This is a genomic window from Nocardioides pini, from assembly GCF_026712185.1.
GTDB lineage: Bacteria > Actinomycetota > Actinomycetes > Propionibacteriales > Nocardioidaceae > Nocardioides > Nocardioides pini.
In genome coordinates this window covers 105,978-127,872 of the sequence record NZ_JAPPUX010000001.1, presented here as the reverse complement: position 1 = coordinate 127,872, position 21,895 = coordinate 105,978, and the positions used below count along the sequence as shown (strand labels likewise).

At 72.6% G+C, this 21,895-nt stretch carries 19 protein-coding genes and 1 riboswitch; of the genes, 8 read left to right on the top strand and 11 right to left on the bottom strand.

The features are described from left to right. Window positions 1-142: 142 nt before the first annotated feature. The 5 genes from NYO98_RS00615 to NYO98_RS00595 form a co-directional block, all read right to left on the bottom strand. Window positions 143-952 carry an RNA polymerase sigma-70 factor gene (locus NYO98_RS00615; protein WP_407673854.1) on the bottom strand — a complete coding sequence of 270 codons (810 nt, stop codon included), beginning with the start codon at window positions 950-952 and terminating at the stop codon, window positions 143-145. A 56-nt stretch (window positions 953-1,008) separates the two neighbouring features. After that, the gene (locus NYO98_RS00610) at window positions 1,009-1,590 is read right to left on the bottom strand and encodes a carboxymuconolactone decarboxylase family protein (protein WP_268109579.1); all 582 of its coding nucleotides are present in this window, start codon (window positions 1,588-1,590) and stop codon (window positions 1,009-1,011) included. A gap of 86 nt (window positions 1,591-1,676) precedes the next feature. After that, window positions 1,677-2,363 (bottom strand): class I SAM-dependent methyltransferase, encoded by a 687-nt coding sequence (locus NYO98_RS00605; RefSeq protein ID WP_268109578.1) that lies wholly within the window; start codon window positions 2,361-2,363, stop codon window positions 1,677-1,679. Between the two features lies 1 nt (window position 2,364). Beyond that, entirely contained in the window at window positions 2,365-2,940 is a 576-nt protein-coding gene (locus tag NYO98_RS00600) for an alpha/beta fold hydrolase (RefSeq protein ID WP_268109577.1), read from the bottom strand. Then, complete coding sequence (locus tag NYO98_RS00595) at window positions 2,937-5,000, bottom strand: acyl-CoA dehydrogenase family protein (RefSeq protein ID WP_268109576.1); 2,064 nt, start codon at window positions 4,998-5,000, stop codon at window positions 2,937-2,939. The genes NYO98_RS00600 and NYO98_RS00595 overlap by 4 nt, the downstream gene beginning before the upstream one ends. 36 nt (window positions 5,001-5,036) lie before the next feature. Between NYO98_RS00595 and NYO98_RS00590 the strand changes: the two genes are divergently transcribed. Beyond that, on the top strand, window positions 5,037-5,915 hold the full coding sequence (locus NYO98_RS00590) for a sulfotransferase domain-containing protein (protein ID WP_268109575.1): 879 nt from the start codon (window positions 5,037-5,039) through the stop codon (window positions 5,913-5,915). A gap of 97 nt (window positions 5,916-6,012) precedes the next feature. Here the strand turns inward: NYO98_RS00590 and NYO98_RS00585 are convergent, their stop codons facing one another. Then, complete coding sequence (locus NYO98_RS00585) at window positions 6,013-7,632, bottom strand: C40 family peptidase (protein ID WP_268109574.1); 1,620 nt, start codon at window positions 7,630-7,632, stop codon at window positions 6,013-6,015. A gap of 319 nt (window positions 7,633-7,951) precedes the next feature. Between NYO98_RS00585 and NYO98_RS00580 the strand changes: the two genes are divergently transcribed. Further along, on the top strand, window positions 7,952-8,914 hold the full coding sequence (locus NYO98_RS00580; RefSeq protein WP_268109573.1) for a hypothetical protein: 963 nt from the start codon (window positions 7,952-7,954) through the stop codon (window positions 8,912-8,914). Window positions 8,915-9,027: 113 nt separating this feature from the next. Here the strand turns inward: NYO98_RS00580 and NYO98_RS00575 are convergent, their stop codons facing one another. The 4 genes from NYO98_RS00575 to NYO98_RS00560 all read right to left on the bottom strand — a co-directional run bounded on the left by NYO98_RS00575 (window position 9,028) and on the right by NYO98_RS00560 (window position 13,878). After that, on the bottom strand, window positions 9,028-10,074 hold the full coding sequence (locus NYO98_RS00575) for a phosphatase PAP2 family protein (RefSeq protein ID WP_268109572.1): 1,047 nt from the start codon (window positions 10,072-10,074) through the stop codon (window positions 9,028-9,030). Window positions 10,075-10,101: 27 nt separating this feature from the next. After that, a complete protein-coding gene (locus tag NYO98_RS00570; RefSeq protein ID WP_268109571.1) occupies window positions 10,102-11,115 on the bottom strand; it encodes an ABC transporter ATP-binding protein in 1,014 nt (337 codons plus the stop codon). Next, window positions 11,099-12,790, bottom strand: a complete 1,692-nt coding sequence (locus NYO98_RS00565; RefSeq protein ID WP_268109570.1) for an ABC transporter permease — start codon at window positions 12,788-12,790, stop codon at window positions 11,099-11,101. Before NYO98_RS00565 ends, NYO98_RS00570 begins: the two co-directional genes overlap by 17 nt. Next, window positions 12,787-13,878 (bottom strand): thiamine ABC transporter substrate-binding protein, encoded by a 1,092-nt coding sequence (locus NYO98_RS00560; RefSeq protein WP_268109569.1) that lies wholly within the window; start codon window positions 13,876-13,878, stop codon window positions 12,787-12,789. Before NYO98_RS00560 ends, NYO98_RS00565 begins: the two co-directional genes overlap by 4 nt. Further along, window positions 13,869-13,978: riboswitch (TPP riboswitch) on the bottom strand. It overlaps the preceding gene by 10 nt. A gap of 34 nt (window positions 13,979-14,012) precedes the next feature. On the opposite strand from NYO98_RS00560, the gene NYO98_RS00555 reads away from it, so the two are divergent. The 3 genes from NYO98_RS00555 to NYO98_RS00545 are packed head-to-tail and all read left to right on the top strand — an operon-like array spanning window position 14,013 to window position 16,062. Then, window positions 14,013-14,912, top strand: coding sequence for an alpha/beta hydrolase (locus tag NYO98_RS00555; RefSeq protein WP_268109568.1), 900 nt, complete (start codon window positions 14,013-14,015; stop codon window positions 14,910-14,912). Next, window positions 14,909-15,346, top strand: a complete 438-nt coding sequence (locus NYO98_RS00550; RefSeq protein WP_268109567.1) for a GNAT family N-acetyltransferase — start codon at window positions 14,909-14,911, stop codon at window positions 15,344-15,346. Before NYO98_RS00555 ends, NYO98_RS00550 begins: the two co-directional genes overlap by 4 nt. Before the next feature lie 47 nt (window positions 15,347-15,393). Beyond that, the gene (locus tag NYO98_RS00545) at window positions 15,394-16,062 is read left to right on the top strand and encodes a hypothetical protein (RefSeq protein ID WP_268109566.1); all 669 of its coding nucleotides are present in this window, start codon (window positions 15,394-15,396) and stop codon (window positions 16,060-16,062) included. Window positions 16,063-16,076: 14 nt separating this feature from the next. Here NYO98_RS00545 and NYO98_RS00540 read toward each other — a convergent pair whose 3' ends face one another. After that, window positions 16,077-17,195, bottom strand: coding sequence for an aldehyde dehydrogenase family protein (locus NYO98_RS00540; RefSeq protein WP_268109565.1), 1,119 nt, complete (start codon window positions 17,193-17,195; stop codon window positions 16,077-16,079). Window positions 17,196-17,281: 86 nt separating this feature from the next. Here NYO98_RS00540 and NYO98_RS00535 point away from each other — a divergent pair, with 86 nt between their 5' ends. The 3 genes from NYO98_RS00535 (at window position 17,282) to icmF (ending at window position 21,887) form a co-directional block, all read left to right on the top strand. Further along, window positions 17,282-18,025 (top strand): helical backbone metal receptor, encoded by a 744-nt coding sequence (locus tag NYO98_RS00535; RefSeq protein WP_268109564.1) that lies wholly within the window; start codon window positions 17,282-17,284, stop codon window positions 18,023-18,025. Window positions 18,026-18,036: 11 nt separating this feature from the next. Next, window positions 18,037-18,525 (top strand): MarR family winged helix-turn-helix transcriptional regulator, encoded by a 489-nt coding sequence (locus NYO98_RS00530; RefSeq protein WP_268109563.1) that lies wholly within the window; start codon window positions 18,037-18,039, stop codon window positions 18,523-18,525. Window positions 18,526-18,662: 137 nt separating this feature from the next. Next, on the top strand, window positions 18,663-21,887 hold the full coding sequence (gene icmF, locus NYO98_RS00525; protein WP_268109562.1) for a fused isobutyryl-CoA mutase/GTPase IcmF: 3,225 nt from the start codon (window positions 18,663-18,665) through the stop codon (window positions 21,885-21,887). The last annotated feature ends 8 nt before the right edge of the window (window positions 21,888-21,895 follow it).

Sequence of the window (21,895 nt, the reverse complement as noted above, 5' to 3'; positions counted from 1 at the left end):
GCCCTCTCAACGCCGGAGAACCGGAGGCATGTTCCGGTTCCGGTTTCGCCCACCGCGAACGCCCGGCCGGGCCGCTGTAACGCCGGGTTGGTGCCTGTACCCACTGGGATATATCCGAGTGGGTAGAGGCACTAACCCGGCGTTACAAGCGGGCCAGGCCCACCTCGCCGGCCACCGAGCCGAGCTTGTCGGGGTTGCGCACCAGGAACAGCCGGGTGACCACGCCGTCCTCGACGAGCATCGTGCCCACGCCGTCGCGCCGGCCGGCGACGACGAACTGGATCGCCGGCGACCCGTTGAGCCAGACCGGCTCGAGCTCGAGCCCCTCGGGGGTGACGGCGGTGAGGAAGCGGAAGACCTTGTCGCGGCCGTGGATCGGGTTGAGCGCGGCCTTCACCTTGCCGCCGCCGTCGGTCATCAGCACCACGTCGGGCGCCAGCACGTCCATCAGGGCCTGCAGGTCGCCGGTCTCGGTGGCGGCGCGGAAGCGCTCGATCACCGCATCACGCTCGGCCGCGCTCACCGACGCGCGCGGTCGGCGCTCGGCGACGTGGGTCCGGGCGCGGCTGGCGATCTGCCGCACCGCCGGCTCGGACTTCTCCACGGCCTCGGCGATCTCGGCGTACGGCACGTCGAAGACCTCGCGCAGCACGAAGACCGCCCGCTCGGTGGGCGGCAGCGTCTCCAGGACGAGCAGCATCGCGGTCGAGACGCTGTCGGCGAGCTCGACGTCCTGGGCCACGTCGGGCGCGGTGAGCACCGGCTCGGGCAGCCAGGTGCCGACGTAGTCCTCGCGCCGGCGCGCGAGGGTGCGCAGCCGGTTGAGCGTGAGCCGGGTGGTCATCCGCACGAGGTACGCGCGCGGGTCACGCACCTCCTCGACCGGGACCTCGGCCCACCGCAGCCAGACCTCCTGCAGCACGTCCTCGGCATCGGCGGCCGAGCCGAGCATCTCGTAGGCGACGGTGAAGAGCAGGTTGCGGTGGGCGGAGAAGGCCTCGGTCCGGTTCACGCCGTGATCGTCCCAGCCTGCGCGAGCGGCAGCTCGCAGACCTCGCTGAAGCCCTGCGAGGCCAGGCCCATCGCGGAGTTGAAGCGCGACCGCTCGTTCTCCACGGCGACCATCATCGTCAGCTCGACCACAGCGGCATGGCCGAGCCGGCGGTCGAGGTCGGCGACCATCTCGTCGGTGACCTCGGGCGGCGTGGCGGTCATCGCCTCGGCGTACGCCATCACGTCGCGCTCGAGGTCGGTGAAGACGTCGGACTCCCGCCAGCGCGGCACCTCGCGCACCTTGGCCTCGTCGAGCCCCTTGGTGTGGGCCATGAAGTAGCCGAAGTCCAGGCACCAGGAGCAGCCGATGGCGCCGGCGCTGGCCATCTCGGCGTACGCCTTGAGGTGCGGGTCGAGGGCCGACCACCTGCCGACCTTCTGCTCGAAGCCGAAGACCGCCTTGAGGACCGGCTTGTTGTGCCAGAGCACGTAGGCGTTGTCGGGGACCTTGCCCCACATGCGCTTGGCCACCCGGGTCATCACGGCTCCGTAGGCACCGTCGATCCTGGCCTGCGGGATGCGGAACGTGCTGGGCATGTCATCTCCTCGTCGTCGGGCCACCGGGTGTCGGCGGCTGCGGTGACATGGAGACACCGGCCGGGCCGGGTCTGTGACAACCCTGCTCAGCTCTCCGGCCTCGTCGCCCGGAACCAGCCGATCCCGCCGCTCATCTCGAGGCGTACGTCGACCGCGCCCGCCTCCTCCAGCCACCGGACCGCGTCGGCCGAGGAGCACATCGGGCCGAGCACACGGGCGAGCCGGCCGGCGGCGTGCACGAGCCCGTAGCGCCGCTCGACACCGCTGAAGTCGTCGGCGAACAGCGCGCTCCCGCTGATGGCGCCCCCGGGCGCCAGCACACGCACCATCTCGGTGATCGCGCGGTGCGGGTCGGGGAAGACGTGGAGCCCGGTGAAGGAGACCACCAGGTCGAACGTGCCGTCCGCGAAGGGCAGCGCCCCGACGTCGGCCAGCGCGGTGGTGACCTGGTCGCTCACGCCCTGGTGTCGTGCGGCCGCCTCCGAGCGTTCGAGCATCCGCGGGGAGATGTCGGCCGCGACGAGGTCGACGTGCGCGCCCGGGCGCAGGCCGCGCAGGGCGACCCCGCTGCCGGACGGCACGTCGAGCACCCGCGCCCCGTCGGGCAGCTCGCCGATCTCGGCTGCCGCGGCGTGGAGCCGGGTGATGTCGGTGCCCAGTCCGAGCCGCCACAGCGGGGCGCCCAGCACGGGGTGGTCGACGAGGACCGGGTAGACCCTGGCCCAGAGCGGGTCCTCGCTCCAGGCCCCGACGAGGCGGCGCGGGCCGGGCATCTCAGAGACCGGCGAGGAACGTGTCGACGGCGCGGGCGACCTCGAGGTGGATCTCGGCGGTGCGGACCGCGTCGTCGGTGCCCATGGCGTGGTCGGCGTCGGCGACGGTCAGCACGTCGCACCCGTTGTCGGCGAGCTCCTGGGCGACGGCGGGGTCCCAGAGCTCGTCGGCCAGGCCGCCCACCAGCAGCTGCCGGCCGGCGTTGGCCGCGATCGCCTCGGCCACCACCGGGTCGACCAGCAGCGGGGTGAGCCAGACCGCGTCGAGGCCGCGCTCGGCGGCGTACGACGCGGCGCGGGTGCCGAGCGACTTGCCGACCACGAGCACGTGGTCGGCGTCCTCCCCGGCGTGGGCGGCTGCCACGTGGCGGCGTACCCACTGCTCGGGGTCCTCCTCGCCGCGGGACTCCGCGTCCCACCACAGCTGCTGGACGGCGAAGCCGTGCTGCAGCAGCGCCCTCCGGGCGAACTCCAGCAGCGGCGCGCTCGGCGAGTAGGCGCGGCCCGGCAGGACCAGCGCCACCCCGCGGCTGTCGCCGGCGGGCTCCCAGCGGGTCGGCAGGCCCCCGACGGTCATCCTCCGCCTCCCCACGTCAGGAGCTCGGGGCTGCGCAGCATCTCGTCCGGCACGCCGAACGCGTCGACGAGGTCGACCGCCAGCGGCCGCACCTTGCGGCACAGCGCGTTGACCTCGCGGCTGATCGCCTTGGATCGGGCGCTGGAGAGGCGTCCGTGCTCCATGAACCAGGCCCGGTCGGCCTCGATCGTGCTGAGGGCGTGCAGGTCGCACAGCAGGTTGAGCGCGACCTTGAGGTCGCCGTCGGGGAGGGCGGCGGTCTTCGCGACGAAGGCCTCGAGCACGAGCCGCTCGGTGTGGGCGCGGGCGGCGGCGATGACGTGGTCCTGCACGCGGGAGAACACCGCACCGGGGTTCGCCCCCTGGTCGATGCCTCGCTTGAGCCGTCGCGCGACGCCGCCGATCATGTGCTCCTCGCGGAAGCGCAGCATCGCCAGCTGGTAGTTGGGGTCGAGGAGGCCCGCCTCCTGGTCCCAGGTGTCGCCGCCGGGCAGCAGGTCGCGCACCGACTGGACGAGCTTGTGCACCGCGGTCCGCTCGACGACGGTCTCGACGGCCAGGCCGGCGACGAAGCGGGCCATGCCGAGCTGGTCCATCTCCTCGAACTCGCCGGCGTAGTCGGTGAGCAGGCCCTTGGCGACCAGCTGGAGCAGGACGTGGTTGTCGCCCTCGAAGGTCGTGAAGACGTCGGTGTCGGCCTTCAGCGCCGCGAACCGGTTCTCGCTGAGGTAGCCCGCACCACCGCACGCCTCGCGGCACTCCTGGATGGTGCGGGTGGCGTGCCAGGTGCCGAGGGCCTTGGTGCCGGCAGCGCGCGACTCCAGCATCCGCCGGGCGTGCTCGTCGCTACCCGGCTCGGTCGGCCCGGGCCCGGAGAACACCTCGTGCAGCTGCCCGGCCACGACCTCCTGCGCGAAGTGGAGGGCGTACGTCCGGGCGACCAGCGGCAGCAGGCGGCGCTGGTGCATGCCGTAGTCGAGGAGCACCTGCTCCTCGTCGGGCGACGTGGCCTCGAACTGGCGGCGGCGCACGGCGTAGCGGGTGGCGATCGCGAGCGCCACCTTCGAGGCGTTGATGCCGGCGCCGCCGACGCACACCCGGCCCTGGACCAGGGTGCCGAGCATCGTGAAGAACCGCTTGTTGGGATTGTCGATCGGCGAGAGGTAGCGACCCTCGGGCGTCACCTCGGCGAACTGGTTGAGAAGGGCCGTGCGCGGCACGCGGACGCCGTCGAACCAGATGCGTCCGTTGTCGACGCCGTTGAGGCCCATCTTGGGACCGCAGTCCTCGATGCGGACGCCGTCGAGCACCCGGCCGTCCTCGCGGACCGGCACGACGAAGGCGTGCACGCCGTGGCGCTCGCCGCCGACCTCGAGCTGCGCGAAGACGACGGCCAGCTCGGCGTGGGCCGCCGCGTTGCCGATGTAGTCCTTGCGGCTCGCGTCGTCGGGCGTCGTGATGACGAACTCCTGCGCCTCGGCGTCGTACGTCGCCACGGTGCCGAGGGCCTGCACGTTGGAGCCGTGGCCGCTCTCGGTCATCGCGAAGCAGCCCATCGTGCGGCCGCTGACGAGGTCGGCGAGGTAGGCGTCGTGGTGGGTCTTCGTGCCGAGCTGGAGGATCGCGCCGCCGAACAGGCCGAACTGCACGCCGACCTTCACCAGCACCGACAGGTCGCCGAGGGCGAGGGTCTCGAACGCGGCGATGGAGGCGCCGATGTCGCCGCCACCGCCGTACTCCTCGGGGAAGCCCATGCCGGTCTGCCCGGTCGCGGCCATCATCACGACGACGTCCTTGACGCGCTCTCGGAAGTCGGCCGTGCTCATCTGCTCCTGGTCGAGCAGGATCTGGGCGTGCTCCGCGAGGTTGTCGCGGACGAGGTCGCGGACCTCGCGGTAGCGGCCGTCGAGGAGGGTGCGCAGCGCGTCGACGTCGACCTCCGGCTGCCGGTAGCCCGAGTCGTCGGCGTGCACCGCGTCGTCCTCCACGCGGGCCGGGGCCGTCTCCGGCACGGGCGTGGGCAGCTCGTCGACGATGGGCGGAACCTGGTCGGTGGCCATGTCGCCAAAGGTAGCCACCCCTGTAGGTTCACCGCGATGAACGTGTCGGATGCCACCCCTCCGGGCGACCTGGGCTCGATGGCCTACAACTTCGCCGTCGTCGGGGTGCAGAAGGGTGGTACGTCGACGCTCGCGGTGACGCTGAACCAGCACCGGCTCGTGTGCCAGGCGCCCGACAAGGAGCGGCACTACTTCGACGACGAGACCGTCGACTGGTCGGCGCCGGACCACGCCCGCGACTACACCGCGCCGCGTCGCGCCCGCGTGCACCGGCTGCTCGGCGACGCCTCGCCCACCTACCTCTACTGGCCCCACGCGCTCGAGCGGATGCGCGACTACAAGCCCGACATGCCGCTCGTCGCCGTGTTCCGCGATCCGCTCGAGCGACTGTTCTCGCACTGGGTGATGCTGCGCTCGCGCAACCTCGCCTGGCCCGACTGGCCCGACTTCCTCACCGAGTGGCCGCACACCTCGCTGCCGGACGAGGTGCCCGACCCCGCCGTCGTACGCACCATGCGGTGGCGGCACATGACCGGCCTGGCGCGCGGGTTCTACGGCGAGCAGCTCCAGCGCGGCTTCGAGCTCTTCGACCGCCGGCAGTGGCTGCTGCTCGAGCTGCGCGCGATGCTCGCGGACTTCCCGGCCACCGTCGACCGCACGACCGACTTCCTCGACCTGCCCCGCTTCGAGCGCGTGCCGCCGCTGCAGAACTGGCACGCCGGCGCCGAGCAGGTCCCGGGCACCGCGCCGACCGCCGACGACCTCGCCCACGTCGCCGAGGTCTACGCCAAGGACCTCGCGCTCTTCGAGGAGCTCTCCGACATCGACACCTCCGCCTGGCCCACCCGCCTCATCCTCGACGGGCAGCTCGACCCCGGCGAGCTCGCCGCCCGCTTCGCGCGGAAGGTCCGCTGAGGCGGCCGTCGCTGGCTCGCGGTCACCGGATATCCGGTGACCGACCTGCTTAAAGGTAGAGATCTCCACCTGTAAGCACGTAACTCGGGTGCGAACCTCAGGGGCGGGCGAAGAAGTTCGGCGCCCGCCAGTAGTACATCGACTCCCGGCTCACCGGCCGGCCCGTACGCGGGGCATGGATGATCTGGCCGTCGCCGACGTAGAGGGCGACGTGGTAGATCGAGCTCGGGTTGCTGGACGATCCCCAGAAGACGAGGTCGCCCGGCGCGAGCTGGGCGGCGGTGATCTTGGTGGACTGCGTGTACTGCGCGACGGAGTAGTGGGGCAGCGCCTTGCCGGCGGAGGCCCAGGCTCCGGAGGTGAGCCCCGAGCAGTCCCAGGCGCTCGGGCCCGCGGCGCCCCACTTGTACGGCTCACCGATCTGCGCGGTGGCGAACGAGATCGCGGCCGCGGCACCGGTCGCCACCGGCGGCGGAGTGGGCGTCGGGGGCGGAGTGGGCGTCGGGGTCGGCGGCTCCGTCGGAGCGGGCTCCGGGGTCGGGGCTGGGGTCGGCGCGGGAGTGGGTGTCGGCGTTGCTGTCGGGCTCTGCGAGGGCGTCGTCGTCGTTGTGGGGCTCTGTGTGGGCGTCGGCGCCGCCGTCGGGGTCGGCGTCGCGCTCGGGGTATCGACCGGAGTCGGTGTCGACGACGGGGTCGGCGTCGGGGGCGGCGTCGGGGGCGGAGTCGGTGTCGGCGCCGCCGTGGGGGTCGGCGTGACCGTGGGTGTGGACGTAACCGTGGGTGTCGGCGTCGCGGGCGCGGACGGCGTCGGCGTCGGCTGCTCCTGCTCGGCCTGCTCCTGCTGGCCCTGTGCCGCTGCCTGAGCCTGGGCCTCTGCCTCCGCCTCTGCCTCCGCCTGGGCCTGTGCCTCGGCCTGGGCTGCTGCCGCGGCAGCCTCCGCGGCCTCACGCTCCAGTGCGGACTGCCGCTTCTCGGCCAGGCGGACGCTGATCCCCTCGAGCTCGGCGAGCTCGGCGATGAGGTCGGCCTTGGTGGCGGACACCGACTGCGCCTCCGCTCCGGCGGCGGCCTCCGCGGCAGCGGCGGCGTCGTACGCAGCCTCGGCCTCGGCCTCGGCCGCCGCAGCTCGCTCTGATGCCTGGGCGGCGGTCGACGCGGTGACGTCGGCGACGGCCGACGAGGCGAGGAAGGCGTCGTACTGGTGGTTCAGCGCGTCCGAGGTGTTGCCCATCGTCACCGTGCGGTCGACCAGCGACTCGATGCCGTCGGCCTCGACGACCGCTGCCAGCCCCTGCACCTGGGTGGCGTCCTCGTAGGACTGCACCACCGTGGCGGCGTAGAGCTCGCGCTGTGACTCGACGTCCTCACGGGCCGTCTCCGCGGCCTCGTCGGCCTCGTCGGCGTCGGCCCGGGCCTGCTCGGCTCGCCACCGGGCGCCGTTCCACGCCTCCGCAGCCTGCGCGGCCCGGTCGCCGGCGGTCTCGAGCGCGAGGTCGGCGCGGATCAGGTCGGCCTGCACCGCGGCGACGTCGCGTCCCTTCGCGTCGGCGCGGTCCCTCGCAGCGGCGACGTCGGACTTGCTGGGTGTGGGGTCACCATCGGCGTACGCCGCGTGGCCGCCGCCGATGGCCAGCCCGGCGACGAGGACGACCGCGCTCGCCCAGCGCGACGTCGTACGCCGCTGCGGCTCGCGGTCCTGCGGTGCTGCGACGGGCACGGGGCTCCCCTGGTGGTCTCGGGCCCGTGCGACTTCCCCTTCGCACGGGCAACTCGAGGCACGTTAGTGAACTTTGGTCACACAAGGAACAGTTTCCTCAACTTTTTCACCATCGCCCGGCGTGTCGACTTGCGAACTACAACGATGTAGTTCTATGTGCGGCTGCAGCGGGGTCACCGGATATCCGGTGACCGCCTTGCTTCGAGGTACGGATCTCGGACGCGAAGCCCGAAACTCGGGTGCGCACCCCCGACCGACGGTTGTCCACAGATCCCGACGACCGTGCGTGACCGTCGTCGTCAGCGGGCAGACGTCGCGCATGAACCGACCGCCTGCGAAGCCCCGCGACCTGACAGGAGTCGTGCGCCTCCGTCGCGAGCTGCTCTCCGACGGCATGACCGACACGCAGATCGACTGTCTGGTGAGGACGCGACGACTGCATCGCGTCCGGTACGGCGCCTACGTGCCGTACGACGTCTGGGAGGCCTGCAGCGCCGAGGACCAGCACCGCCTGCGGGCGCGCGCGGTGCTGGCAAGGGCCCACGAGGCGACTGTCCTGACCCACGTGTCGTCGTTGGTCGAGCGCGGCGTTCCGCTCTGGGGTGTGCCCCTCGACGTCGTCCACACCACGCGTGAACAACCCGAGCGTGCCGGACGCCGACAGGACGACTGGGTGCCCCATCGCGGCCTGATCGGGCCGGGTGACACCGAAGTGCTCAACGGCGTGCCCATCAGCACAGCGGCCAGGGCGGCGTTCGAGCTGACGACCGTGGTCGGCGTCGAGGCGGGGCTCGTCGCGGTCAACAGGCTCCTGCACATGGGCGCGATGACCATCGACGACTTCCGTAAGCAGATGCGGGACCATGCCTACTGGCCCGGCAGACTCACCGCGAACCTCGTCCTACGCATGGCCGACGGCCGGCTGGAGTCAGTGGGCGAGGATCGATTCTGGTTCGTCGTCCATCGGCACGGGTTGCCGGTGCCCGAGCCTCAGATGGAGATCCGCGACGAGCGCGGTCGGCTCGTCGCTCGCACCGACTTCGCATGGCCGGAGCTCGAGGTGTTCGTCGAGTTCGACGGGCGCATCAAGTACGAGCTGCACCGACGCGAGGGCGAGACTCTCGAGGAGTTCCTGATGCGGGAGAAGAAGCGCGAGGAGCTCGTGTGCCTGCTGACCGGCTGGACCTGCATCCGGGTCACGTGGTCGGACCTCGGCCGCCCCGAGCTGCTTGCGGCGCGAATCCGCGGAGTGCTCCGGGCTCGCGGTCGGAGCATCGGTTGAGCTGCTGTGCACCCCAGTTGCCTGCTTACAGGTAGAGATCTGTACCTGTAAGCAGGTCGGTCACCGGATATCCGGTGACTCGCGAGCGGGCAGCAGCAGACGGCGTACGCCGGTCAGTCGGCGTCGACGGGGACCTGGCTGGTCGTCGAGGTCGGATGGCTCGACAACCCGCGTCTGTCGAACTTCTGCCCGCTGGCGAGCCCGCCGAGCCAGAAGGAGAAGAGGGCGATCACGACGCCGGCGAGGTCGTCGGCGATGTAGTGCCAGCCGAAGTAGAGGGTGGCGACGACGGTGATGGCGAAGTTGGTCCAGAACACGATGTGCAGGACCTTGTTGCGGAGCGTGTACTGCACCATGAGCGCGACCAGCAGGGTGATCGCGACATGCAGCGAGGCGAAGCCGGCCACGGACTGCACGGCCCCCTCCGCGCCGTCACGGATGACCCCCTTGCGGCCGTAGAACAACGACTCCATCAGCGCGCTCGACCCGGTGTCGGGGAGGTCGGCGTAGAGGTAGCTGTACTGGAAGCCGGGGCCGAGGGTCGGCAGCGCGTAGTAGGACGCGGTGCCGAGCGACCAGGCCAGGCACTGCGAGGTGGCGAACCAGTAGCCGAAGGTGATGTTGCGCGACCACACCAGCCACGCCGCGAGGGCCAGCGGCACCAGCGGGAGGAACCACAGGTAGATCGTGGACAGGATGTGCGCGGAGAAGCCGGTGCCGAAGATGGTGTGCAGGATGGTCGCCGGCTCGTGGCCGAACATCAGCGCCCGGTCGATCAGGTGCAGCTCACGGTCGTACTTGTCCTCGCCCATGATGAAGGGGAGGAACGACTTGAGGTTCCGGTAGCAGACGTAGGTGATGTAGAAGGACACGAGCCCGAGCACCACGAGGGTGATCCGCTCGCGGTCCCAGTGCTCACGGATGCGCTCGCGGGCGATGTCGGGCATCAGCGCCGGCTTCATCCGGGAGTACCACAGCGTCCGGGGCAGGATGTCGAGCAGGAAGGCACCGAGGATCAGCAGCGGCAGCCGCAGCCACGACGGACCGAGGAAGCCTTCCGGGTCGACCAGCGGCCGGTCGAGCACGAGCGCGGCCGTGACAGCCAGCGCGCCCATGGTGGCGGCGACTCCCACGAGCAGGGCATAGGCCGGTCTGTACACGGACGCCAGTCTAGGGACGGGTCCACCTCAGGGGGTGATCGCCAGCACCGCGAGACGTGTCACGTCGACGCGCAGCGACACCTCGTCACCGGGGGCCACCCGGCCGCCCAGCGGCGCGACCGCGTCGACCGAGCCCACCCCCTCGGCGCCGACGACGAGCCGCACCAGCTCAGGCGTCACGCGCGCCGACTCGACGACGGCGCGCAGCGGGCCCTCGTCGTCGACGACCAGCGCGGAGCGGCGGAGCGCGACGGCGTACGCCGGTGGCAGCGCGGCGGCGTCCAGCACGCGGCGTGCGGCGGCGTCGCGCAGCACGCGCGCGTAGCCGAGGAACAGGGCGGTCTCCTCGTCGACCGGTTCGCGCCACACCTCGTCGATCGCGCCCTGCTGCACGACGCGGCCCCCGCGCATCACCGCCAACCGGTCGGCCAGCGCGAACGCCTCCTCGTGGTCGTGGGTGACCAGCAGCGCGGTCGTCCCCGCCGCGTGCAGGATCGACCGCAGGTCGCCGGCAAGCCGCTCGCGCAGGGTGGCGTCGAGCGCCGACAGCGGCTCGTCCAGGAGGATCAGCCGCGGCTCGACGGCCAGCGCCCGCGCGAGCGCGACGCGCTGCCGCTCGCCGCCGGACAGGGTGCCGGGCAGCCGGTCGTCGTACCCGGAGAGCCCCACGAGGTCGAGCAGCTCGCGCACCCGCGCGGCGACACGCGCGGCCGGCGTACGCCGGAGCCGGAGCGCGTAGGCGACGTTGCGGGCGACGGTGAGGTGGGCGAAGAGCTGCCCGTCCTGGAACATCAGCGCGAAGCCGCGCTTGTGGGTGGGCGTGCCGGCCAGGTCCTCGCCGTCCCAGCAGATCGACCCCGACTCGAGCGGCTCGAGGCCCGCGACCGCGCGCAGCAGCGTGGACTTGCCGCAGCCCGAGGGACCGAGCACGGCCAGCACCTGTCCCGACGCGAGGTCGAGCGAGACGTCGTCGACGGCCGTGGCGTCGCCGTAGCGCACGGTCACGTCCCGCAGGGCCAGCACCTCAGAACGCTCCCACACCCGGCACGCGTAGCCGCTCGACGCCCAGGACCACCACCGCGGTGACGACGGCGAGGACGACGGAGGCCGCCAGCGCCATGCCGTAGTTCGCCTCACCGGGATGCCCGATCAGCCGGAAGATCACGACGGGCAGGGTCGGGTTCGTGTCGCGGGCCAGGAAGGACGTCGCGCCGAACTCCCCCAGCGACACCGCGAAGGCGAAGCCGCAGGCGGCGAGCACGGGCTTCCAGACCACCGGCAGGTCGACGGTCAGCAGCGTCCGCCACGGCGAGGCGCCCAGCGACGCGGCGGCCTGGCGCTGCCGGTCGTCGATGCCGCCCAGCACCGGGGTGAGGCTGCGCACGACGAGTGGCAGCGCGACCAGCGCCTGGGCCATCGGCACCAGCAGCGGCGAGTCGCGCAGGTCGAGCGGCGGCCGGTCGAGGGTGATCAGGAAGCCGAACCCGAGCGTCACCGCGCTGACGCCCAGGGGCAGCATGAAGAAGCCGTCGAGGGTCGAGCGGACCCGACGTTCGCCGACCGAGTGCGAGCGCCGCGTCACGATCAGCGACACCACGATCCCGACGAGCAGTGCCATCCACATGGCGTCGACGGCGGTGCGCAGGCTCACGAGGAGCGCCGTGGTGACGGGCACCAGCAGGGCCTGGTCGTCGCCGGCGGTGGTGAGCGCGCGGTAGTTGTCGAGCCCCCAGCCGTCGCCGACGCTCAGCGACCCCAGCACCAGCGTGACGATCGGCAGCAGCATCGCCGCCAGCACCAGCAGCGTCGCGACGACGACGGGTGCGTCGGAGCGGCGTACGGCCCGGGCGGGCGCCACGGCGCGCTGGGCCGTCGGGTCGGGGGTCGCCCGCAGCCGCGCGGCGAGGGCGAGCAGCGCGACGACGACCACGATCTGCAGCACCGACAGCGCGGCTGCCGCCTGCAGGTCGAAGACGGTGGTGGTGAGCAGGTAGATCTCGGTCTCGACCGTCGAGTAGCGCACGCCGCCGAGCGTCAGCACGACGCCGAACGCGGTCGCGCAGAAGAGGAAGACGATGCTCGCGGCGCCGACGATCGCGGGCCGCAGCGCCGGCAGGGTGACGGTGCGGAGCACCTGCCACGGCGAGGCGCCCAGCGCGGCCGCCGCCTGCCCCGGGCGCGGGTCGAGCGACTCCCACGCCACGCCGACGGTGCGCACCACGACGGCGACGTTGAAGAAGACCAGGCCGCACACGATCGCGACGGGCGTGCCGTCGAGGCCGAGGAAGCCCAGCGGCCCGCCCTCGCCCAGCAGCTGGCGGAACGCGACGCCGACGACGACCGTCGGCAGCACGAACGGCACGAGCAGCGCCGCCCGCACGACCGCTCGCCCCGGCAGCGCGAGCCGGTGGAGCGCGTACGCCGCCGGCAGCCCGAGCACGACCGCGAGCAGCGTCGCGACCCCGGAGGTCCACACGGTGAACCAGGCGACGCGGTGCACGCGCGGGCGCGCGAGGACGTCGAGCACCGCGCCGGGCGCGAACCGCCCGTCCACCACGAACCCCTCGGCGACCATGCCGGCCACCGGCAGGACGAAGAGCACGCCCAGCACCAGGACGGGGGCGGCCGCGATGGCCAGGAGGCCGGCGACGCGGCGCGCAGCCCTCGGTGGTCGAGTGGCCGGGCGAGGAACGAGCCCGGGCGTATCGAGACTCATCGCGAGATGACGTCGGTCCACTCGGTCAGCCACTGCTCGCGGTTGGCGTCGATCTCGGCGGGGTCGACCTCGTAGGGGTCGGTCGGCTGCGGCGCGAACTCCGCCCAGTCCGGCGGGACCGTGGCCCCCGGCATCACCGGGAAAACGTACATCGACTCCGGCAGCGCGCTCTGCACCTCGTCGGACAGCATCCAGTCGACGAGCGCCTCGGCGCCCGCAGGGTTGTCGGCGCCCTCGAGCACGCCGGCGTACTCCACCTGGCGGAAGCAGGTGTCGAGCAGCGCCGCCGTCGTGGTGCGCCCGCCGCTGACGGTGAACGCCGGGGACGAGTCGTACGACACGACGATCGGGCGGGTGCCGTTGTCGGAGCCGGCGGTGAAGTCGCCGTAGTAGGCGTCCTCCCACCCGTCGACGACCTTGGCGCCGTTGTCGAGCAGGTCGGTCCAGTAGTCCGGCCAGGAGTCGCCGAAGGCCGCGACGGTGGCCAGGAAGAACGCCATCCCGGGGCTGCTCGTCGAGGCGCCCGGTGTGACGAAGAGGTCGCGGTAGCGGTCGTCGGCCAGGTCCTCGAGCGTCGTCGGCGGCGTGAGGCCCTCCCGCTCGAACCAGGCGGTGTCGACGTTGACGCACACGTTGGCCGAGTCGACCGGCACCAGCCGGTCGCCGCCCTCGGGCAGGGCGTACTCCGCGGGCGGGGTCGCCGTCGTGGTGACCTCGGCGAACGCGCCCTCGCCGAGCGGCCGCGACGCGAAGGTGTTGTCGACGCCGAAGGCGGCGTCCGCGATCGGGTTGTCGGCGGTCAGGCTGAGCTTGGTGGCCAGCGTGCCGGCGTCCCCGGCGGCGCGGACCTCGAGGTCGTAGCCGGTCTCGGCCTCGAACGCCCTCACCAGCTTCTTGGGCAGGTGGAACGACTCGTGGGTGGCCAGGACGACCGTGCCGCCGCCCTGCCCGGTGTCCGAGGAGGACGTCGACGGCTCGGTGGCGGTCGACCCGTCGCCGCCGGCGAGGCTGCAGCCCGCGAGGGCCAGTGCCGTCGCCGCGGCGAGCGTCGAGGTGGTGAGGGCAGCGCGGCTGCGTGCGTGCGACATGTGTGACTCCCTTGCGCCGGTGCTAACCGGATCAGGTTCGGAGGGTCTGCGGCTGGTCCGCACTCTCAGCACGCCTGCACGTGCTCCCCTGTCTTCGTAGGTCCCACCCTAGCCCTCCACCTACGCTGCCTCCCATGCCGAGCCGCCGCCACGACCTCCTCGCCCGCCTCGTGCCCGCCGTGCGCCGCTCGCGCGAGCTGGAGGACGAGCCGACCGAGCGGGCGCGCGTCGAGGCGTGGCACCGCACGCTCGACCGCACGCTCCCCACCCGCGTCGTTCCCCGCTTCACCAGGCGCTGGGAGGCGACGGTCAGCGACATCGGCTTCCCGTGCCACGTCCTCACCCCGCGCGGACGCCCGGTGACGCGGACGCTCTACTACGTCCACGGCGGCGGCTACATGGCGCCGATCGACCCGTTCCACGTCCGCTACGCCACGCGGCTGGCCGACGGCATCGGCGCCCGCGTCGTGATGCCCGACTACCCGCTCGCACCCGAGCACACGTGGAAGGACTCCCACGACGCGCTCGTCGACGACGCCGCGCGGTGGGCCGCCTCGGAGGGCGGGGCGGTGCTGGCCGGCGACTCCGCAGGCGGCGGGCTCGCGCTGGCGATGGCGCTGTCGATGCGCGACCGCGGGCTCGCGCAGGCGTCGTCGCTCGTGCTGCACGCACCCTGGGTGGACCTCACCACCTCGACACCGGAGACCTTCGCCGCCGACGCGATCGACCCGTGGCTGTTCATCGGCAAGGTGCAGGCGTACGCCGCGTGGTGGGCGGGGTCCGACGCCGACCTCGGCCGCCCCGAGGTGTCGCCCGCGCTCGGCGACCTCACCGGGCTGCCGCGGGCGCTGATGCTCTACGGCACCCGCGACCTGCTCGCGCCCGGCTGCCGCCTGCTCGCCCGCCGGGCCGCGGAGGCCGGCTGGGACCTCACCGCCATCGAGGAGCCCGACCTGATCCACGTCTACGGCCTGCTCCCCCTCGTCCCCGAGGGCGCCCGCGCCCTCCGCCAGGTGACGGACTTCCTCCGGTGAAGGTGCTGGTCGCGGGCTTCGACGAGCTGCCCCCGCGCACGGCGTACGACGTGTGGCGGCTGCGCCAGCAGGTGTTCGTCGTGGAGCAGGACTGCCCCTACCCCGACCTCGACGGCCGCGACCTCGAGGACGCCACCCGCCACGTCGTGCTGCTCGACGACGAGCAGACGGTGGTCGGCACCCTGCGCGTGCTCGACGACGGCGGGTGGGCGCGCATCGGCCGTGTGGTCGTCGCCCCGTCCGCGCGCGGGCGCGGCCTGGCCGCCGTGATGATGGTCGAGGCGATGGTCCTGTGCGGCGACCGCGAGGTGCGGCTGGACGCCCAGACCGGGCTCACCGCCTTCTACGAGGGCTACGGCTTCGTGGTGACGGGGCCGGAGTTCGACGAGGACGGCGTCATGCACGTCCCGATGGCCCGTCCCGCGACCTTGTGATCGGTGCCGGGCGAGGGAGACTGGAGGGACACGGCTCTTCCGAGGAGATGATCGCCGTGATCACGCTCGCCCACGACCTCGACATGACCCACCAGGACCTCCGGCGCCGGCTGGACCTGGCCAGCAGCGCGCGGCCGAACCTGGGCCGTCCCCGCGACCACTACACGGCCATCGACACCTTCCTCGCCATCGCGAGCCGCCACAACGCCGCGATGGTCGACGCGATCGCCCCCCTCGTGCGCGACCTCCCCGGGGGCCACGACCTCGCGCACGAGTACCTCGCCGCCAGCCGCAGCTACGAGGAGGCCCTCGCCCTGGTGAAGGCCAGGCTCTACGGCTCGATCTACGCCGTGGGCCGGCCCTGGCCCGGGATCTGGGCGGAGGTGCACCGCGAGCTCGAGGCGGTGTGCGCCCTCGAGCTCCGGCTCGCCGAGGCGCTGCTCGCCGAGGACGACCACACGGGGGACGGCCCGCAGGACCTGGGCGCCCGGCTGCACCACGCCGAGCTCGCCTCGCCCACGCGACCGCACCCGTGGATCCCGCACCAGGGCGTGACGGGCCACCTGGCCCGCGTCGTCGCCCGACGGGTCGACCGCTTCTGGGACGCCGCGGAGGGCCGCATGGTCCCGGAGCCGGTGCGCCACCACGACCGGACCCACCAGGGCCGGCTCACGCAGTACCTGCTCGCCGACCCGCACCTCGACGCGGACGAGTGAGGCCGATCCGCGCCTCAGCCCGGGACGACCATCAGCACCGGGCCCAGCACCTCCTCGCGGACCAGCCGCGAGCCGGGCGCGAGGCCTCCGACCACCGTGGGGGCGAACCACCAGCCGGGCCGGTCGAGCGGCTGACCGCCCAGGGCGACGTCACCGCCCTCCGAGCGGGCGAGGTCGACGTAGCGGCGCACCCGGTCGCGGGCGACGACCGAGCGCAGCGGCCCGCACCGGGTGGCGGGGTCGCCCGGATCGCCGACCCTGACGTCCGCCATCGCCTCGACGGCCACCTTCATCGCCTCGGCGTGCCGGTGCACGGGTACGACGACGCTGGCCGGCAGCCGACAGCCCTGGCCGGCGTTGGCCGCGACGTCGTACGCCGCAGCGGAGACGACCGCCTCCAGGTCCTCGTCGTCGCCGACCCGGACGGGGCTCGGCCCGCCGACGTCCAGGCGGACGCGCTTGCCGGCCCGCTCGGCCGCGACCTGCACCCGCTCGGCCACGACCGGTGACCCGCTGAGGGAGACGGCGTCGACCCGCTCGTCGAGGGTCAGCGCGATGGCGACGTCGACGTCGCGGGTGGTGACGACGTTGAGCACACCGCGCGGCAGGACGTCGAGGGCGAGCCGGCCCAGCTCCAGCGCGGCGGTCGCGGCCTCCGGGGCGGGCTTCAGCACGACGGTCCCGCCCTCGACGAGCACGCGACCGACCTCGGCGAGCGCGACGGACAGGGGCGCGGTGGCGGGCGTGACGACGACCGTCACGCCGGCCGGGTCGCCCTGCGAGCCGGTCGTCATCGCGGCCAGCGCGTCGTCGAGGTGGGCATCCCGCAGCGCGACCGGCACCCCGGTCTCGGCCGCCATGAGGGCGACCAGCTCGTCGGCGTGGTCGGCGACAGCGGCGGCGAGGCGTCGTACACCGTCCGCGCGGAGGTCGGCGTCGGTGCTCCACTGCGTGGCGTCGAAGGCGCGACGCGCGGCGGTGACAGCGTCGCGGGCGTCGGTGATCCCGGCGTCCGGGACGTCCCACAGCGGCTCCGCGGTCGCCGGGTTGCGCGCCGGGAAGGTCCAGCCGTCGGCCGTCGGCCGCTCGACGCCGTCGACCGGCAGCCCCCGGGGACGGGCGTGCTTGCTCATGGGGCCAACTCCATCACGCCGGGTGCCCATGCCTCGTCACTTCGTGGTGCGTTCCACCCGCGCGGGTGGTGGCTAGCCTCGGACACATGCGCGACGACCTCGGGGCCGACGTCCCCCTGCCGGCCCCCGCGACGCGGATCGTCTCCCTCGTGCCGTCGCTGACCGAGGCGCTGGCGGCCACGGCGGCCGATCGGCTCGTCGGCGCGACCGACTGGTGCACCCACCCGTCCGACCTCGACGTCGCGCGGGTGCGCGGCACCAAGAACCCCGACCTCGCGGCCGTCCGGGCCCTGTCCCCCGACCTCGTCGTGGCGAACAAGGAGGAGAACCGCGAGCTCGACGTACGCCGCCTGCGCGACGCCGGTGTCGCGGTCTGGGTGACGCGGATCGAGATCGTCGAGGAGTCGCTCGAGTCGATGTCACGGCTGCTCCGCGAGGCCCTCGGGCTGCCGGACCCGTCGTGGCTGGTCGAGGCCCGCACGCTGTGGTCCGTCCCCGCCGCCCCTCGCCTCAGGGTCGCCGTGCCGATCTGGCGCGACCCGTGGATGGTCGTGGGGTCGCAGACCTACACCGACGACCTCCTCGCCCGCGCCGGGCTGACCAACGTGCTGGCCGGCCGCGACGGGCGCTACCCGACGGTGACCCCGGACGACATCGACGGCGCCGGCGCGGACGTCGTACTGCTCCCGGACGAGCCCTACGTCTTCACCGCCGACGACGGCCCCGAGGCGCTGCGCACCCCGACGCGACTGGTGTCGGGGCGGCTGCTCACGTGGTACGGCCCGGCGATGGTCGAGGCGCACGCCGTGCTGTCCGGCCTGGCTGGGTAGCCTCGCCTCCCATGACCCGCGACCCCATCAGCGAGGCCCACCGCCAGTGGGTCGCCCACGGCTGGGCCGGTGCCGCCGACGGGATGGCCATGGTGACCTCGGTCGTCCGTGCGCAGCAGCTGCTGATGGAGCGCATCGACGCGGTGCTGCGCCCGCGCGGCCTGACGTTCGCCCGCTACGAGGTGCTGCGGCTGCTGTCCTTCACCCGCGGCGCCGCGATGCCCATGTCGCGGCTCGGGTCGTTGCTCCAGGTGCACCCGACGAGCGTCACCAGCGCCGTCGACCGGCTGGTGGCCCAGGGCTACGTCGAGCGGGTGCGCAGCGACGAGGACAAGCGCGTCGTGCGCGCCGTGCTGACCGACGCCGGCCGCGACGCGGTCGAGGAGGCCACCGCCGTCCTCAACCGCGAGGTCTTCGAGACCCCCGGCCTCCCCGAGGGCGACGTACGCGAGCTCACCGACCGGCTGACCGGGCTGCGGTCGGGGCTCGGCGACGTCTGACGCAGGGCGGGTTTGCACCCGAGTTCCGTGCTTACAGGTACAGATCTGTACCTGTAAGCAGGGCGGTCACCGGATATCCGGTGACCGCCGCGGCTGGTGACTCGCGAGTAGATACTTGGATGTCCTACTATCGAAGCATGGCCGACCTGCACACCCCCACGCACCCGATCCGCCTCGTCACGGCGTCCGCGCTGTTCGACGGCCACGACGCCTCGATCAACATCATGCGGCGGATCTTCATGAGCCAGGGCTGCGAGGTCATCCACCTCGGCCACAACCGCTCGGTGCAGGAGGTCGTCGACGCCGCGCTGGAGGAGGACGTCCAGGGCGTCGCGGTGTCGTCCTACCAGGGCGGCCACGTGGAGTACTTCGAGTACCTCGTCGAGTCGCTGCGCGCCGCGGGCGCGGGCCACGTGCGGGTGGTGGGCGGCGGTGGCGGCGTCATCGTGCCGAAGGAGATCCAGCGGCTGCGCGAGTCGGGCGTCACGATCTTCTCCCCCGAGGACGGCCAGAAGATGGGCCTCGTCGGGATGATCAACTCGGTCGTCGCCGACTGCGACGTCGACCTGTGGGCCGACCGGCAGGTCACTGCCGAGCAGGTCCTGACCGGCGACCGGTTCGCCGTCGCCCGCGCCATCACCGGGGCCGAGGGCGGCCGGCTCGACGAGTCGCTGCTCGAGGAGGTACGCCGGGCGGCCGCGCGCCGCGTCGTACCCGTGCTCGGCATCACCGGCACCGGCGGCTCGGGCAAGTCGAGCCTCACCGACGAGATCGTCCGCCGCTTCCGCACCGACCAGCAGGACAAGCTCCGCATCGCGGTCATCGCGGTCGACCCGACCCGGCGCAAGGGCGGCGGGGCGCTGCTCGGCGACCGGATCCGCGCCAACGCCCTCGACGGCGACCGCGTCTTCTTCCGCTCGCTCGCCACCCGCGGCGCGCACGAGGTGCCCGAGCACCTCGCCGACGTGATCGACGTGATGAAGGCCGCCGGCCACGACCTGGTCATCGTCGAGACCCCCGGCATCGGCCAGGGCGACGCCGGCATCGTGCCGCTCGTCGACCACTCCCTCTACGTCATGACGCCGGAGTTCGGCGCCGCCTCGCAGCTCGAGAAGATCGACATGCTCGACTTCGCCGACAGCGTCGCGATCAACAAGTTCGAGCGCCGCGGCGCCAAGGACGCGCTCCGCGACGTCGGCCGCCAGCTCGTCCGCAACCGCGAGGCCTTCGGCAAGCAGCCGCACGACATGCCGGTGTTCGGCACGAGCGCCGCGACCTTCAACGACGACGGCGTCACCGCGCTCTACCAGCACCTGCGCGCCGAGCTCGCCGACGCCGGGCTCGAGGTGCAGGAGGGAACCCTCCCGCACGTCGACGTCCGCCACTCCTCCGGCATCCGCCAGGTCGTGCCTGCCGACCGCGTCCGCTACCTCTCGGAGATCACCGAGACCGTCCGCGGCTACCACGCCCGCACGTCCGAGCTCGCCGAGGCGGCGCGCAACCTCCAGCGCGTGCAGCACGTCGCCGACGCGCTGGCGGACGGCGACGCGGGCGGCGTGGCCGCCCTGCTCGAGGAGGCGCGCAAGGCCGTGCCGCACGAGGTCGTCGACCAGATCGAGCGGTGGCCGGCGGTCGTGGAGTCCTACTCCGGCGACGAGCAGGTCGTCGTGGTGCGCGACAAGGAGATCCACACCCGGCTGACCAGGGAGTCGCTGAGCGGCAACAAGATCCCGCGCGTCTCGCTCCCCCGCTTCACCGACCACGGCGAGCTCGTCCGCTTCTGGCGCAACGAGAACCTGCCCGGCTACTTCCCCTTCACCGCCGGCGTCTTCCCGTTCAAGCGCGACAACGAGGACCCCGCCCGGATGTTCGCCGGCGAGGGCGACCCGGCGCGCACCAACCGACGCTTCAAGATCCTCTCCGAGGGCAACGACGCCACCCGCCTGTCGACGGCGTTCGACTCGGTGACCCTCTACGGCCGCGACCCCGACCCGCGCCCCGACGTCTACGGCAAGGTCGGCACGTCCGGCGTGAGCGTGGCGACGCTCGACGACATGAAGGCGCTCTACGACGGCTTCGACCTGGTCTCCCCGACGACCAGCGTCAGCATGACGATCAACGGCCCCGCGCCGACGGTGCTGGCGTTCTTCCTCAACACCGCCATCGACCAGCAGGTCGACGCCTTCCGCGAGCGCGAGGGCCGCGAGCCGTCGGCCGAGGAGCGCGAGCAGCTCGCGGCGTACGCCCTCGCCAACGTCCGCGGCACGGTGCAGGCCGACATCCTCAAGGAGGACCAGGGCCAGAACACCTGCCTGTTCTCCACGGAGTTCAGCCTGCGGATGATGGCCGACATCCAGGAGTGGTTCATCGAGCACCAGGTGCGCAACTTCTACTCGGTGTCGATCTCGGGCTACCACATCGCCGAGGCCGGGGCGAACCCCATCAGCCAGCTCGCGTTCACCCTCGCCAACGGCTTCACCTACGTCGAGGCCTACCTCGCGCGTGGCATGGCGATCGACGACTTCGCGCCCAACCTGTCCTTCTTCTTCTCTAACGGCATGGACCCGGAGTACTCCGTGCTCGGACGCGTCGCCCGCCGCATCTGGGCGGTGACGATGAAGGAGAAGTACGGCGCCTCGGAGCGCTCGCAGAAGCTGAAGTACCACGTCCAGACGAGCGGCCGGTCGCTGCACGCGCAAGAGATGGACTTCAACGACATCCGCACCACGCTGCAGGCCCTCATCGCGATCTACGACAACGCCAACAGCCTCCACACGAACGCGTACGACGAGGCGGTGACGACCCCGACCGAGGACTCCGTGCGCCGCGCGCTGGCGATCCAGCTGATCATCAACCGCGAGTGGGGCCTGGCGATGAACGAGAACCCGCTCCAGGGCTCCTTCGTCATCGACGACCTGACCGACCTCGTCGAGGCCGCGGTCCTCCAGGAGTTCGACCGGATCAACGAGCGCGGCGGCGTGCTTGGCGCGATGGAGACCGGCTACCAGCGTGGCCGCATCCAGGACGAGTCGATGCTCTACGAGCACCGCAAGCACGACGGCTCGCTGCCGATCATCGGCGTCAACACGTTCGTCAAGGAGTCGGCGGCCGACGCGCAGCCCAAGGAGGTCGAGCTCGCCCGGGCCACCGAGTCCGAGAAGGAGTCGCAGCTCGCCCGTGTGCGCGCCTTCCAGGCCCAGCACGGCGCCGAGGCGCAGGAGGCGCTGGCCCGGCTCAAGGACGCCGCGATCTCCGGCGACAACGTCTTCGCCGTCCTGATGGACGCCGCACGCGTGTGCTCGCTGCAGCAGGTGACCGAGGCGTTCTTCGAGGTCGGCGGGCAGTACCGCAGGAACGTCTGAGCCTCGCG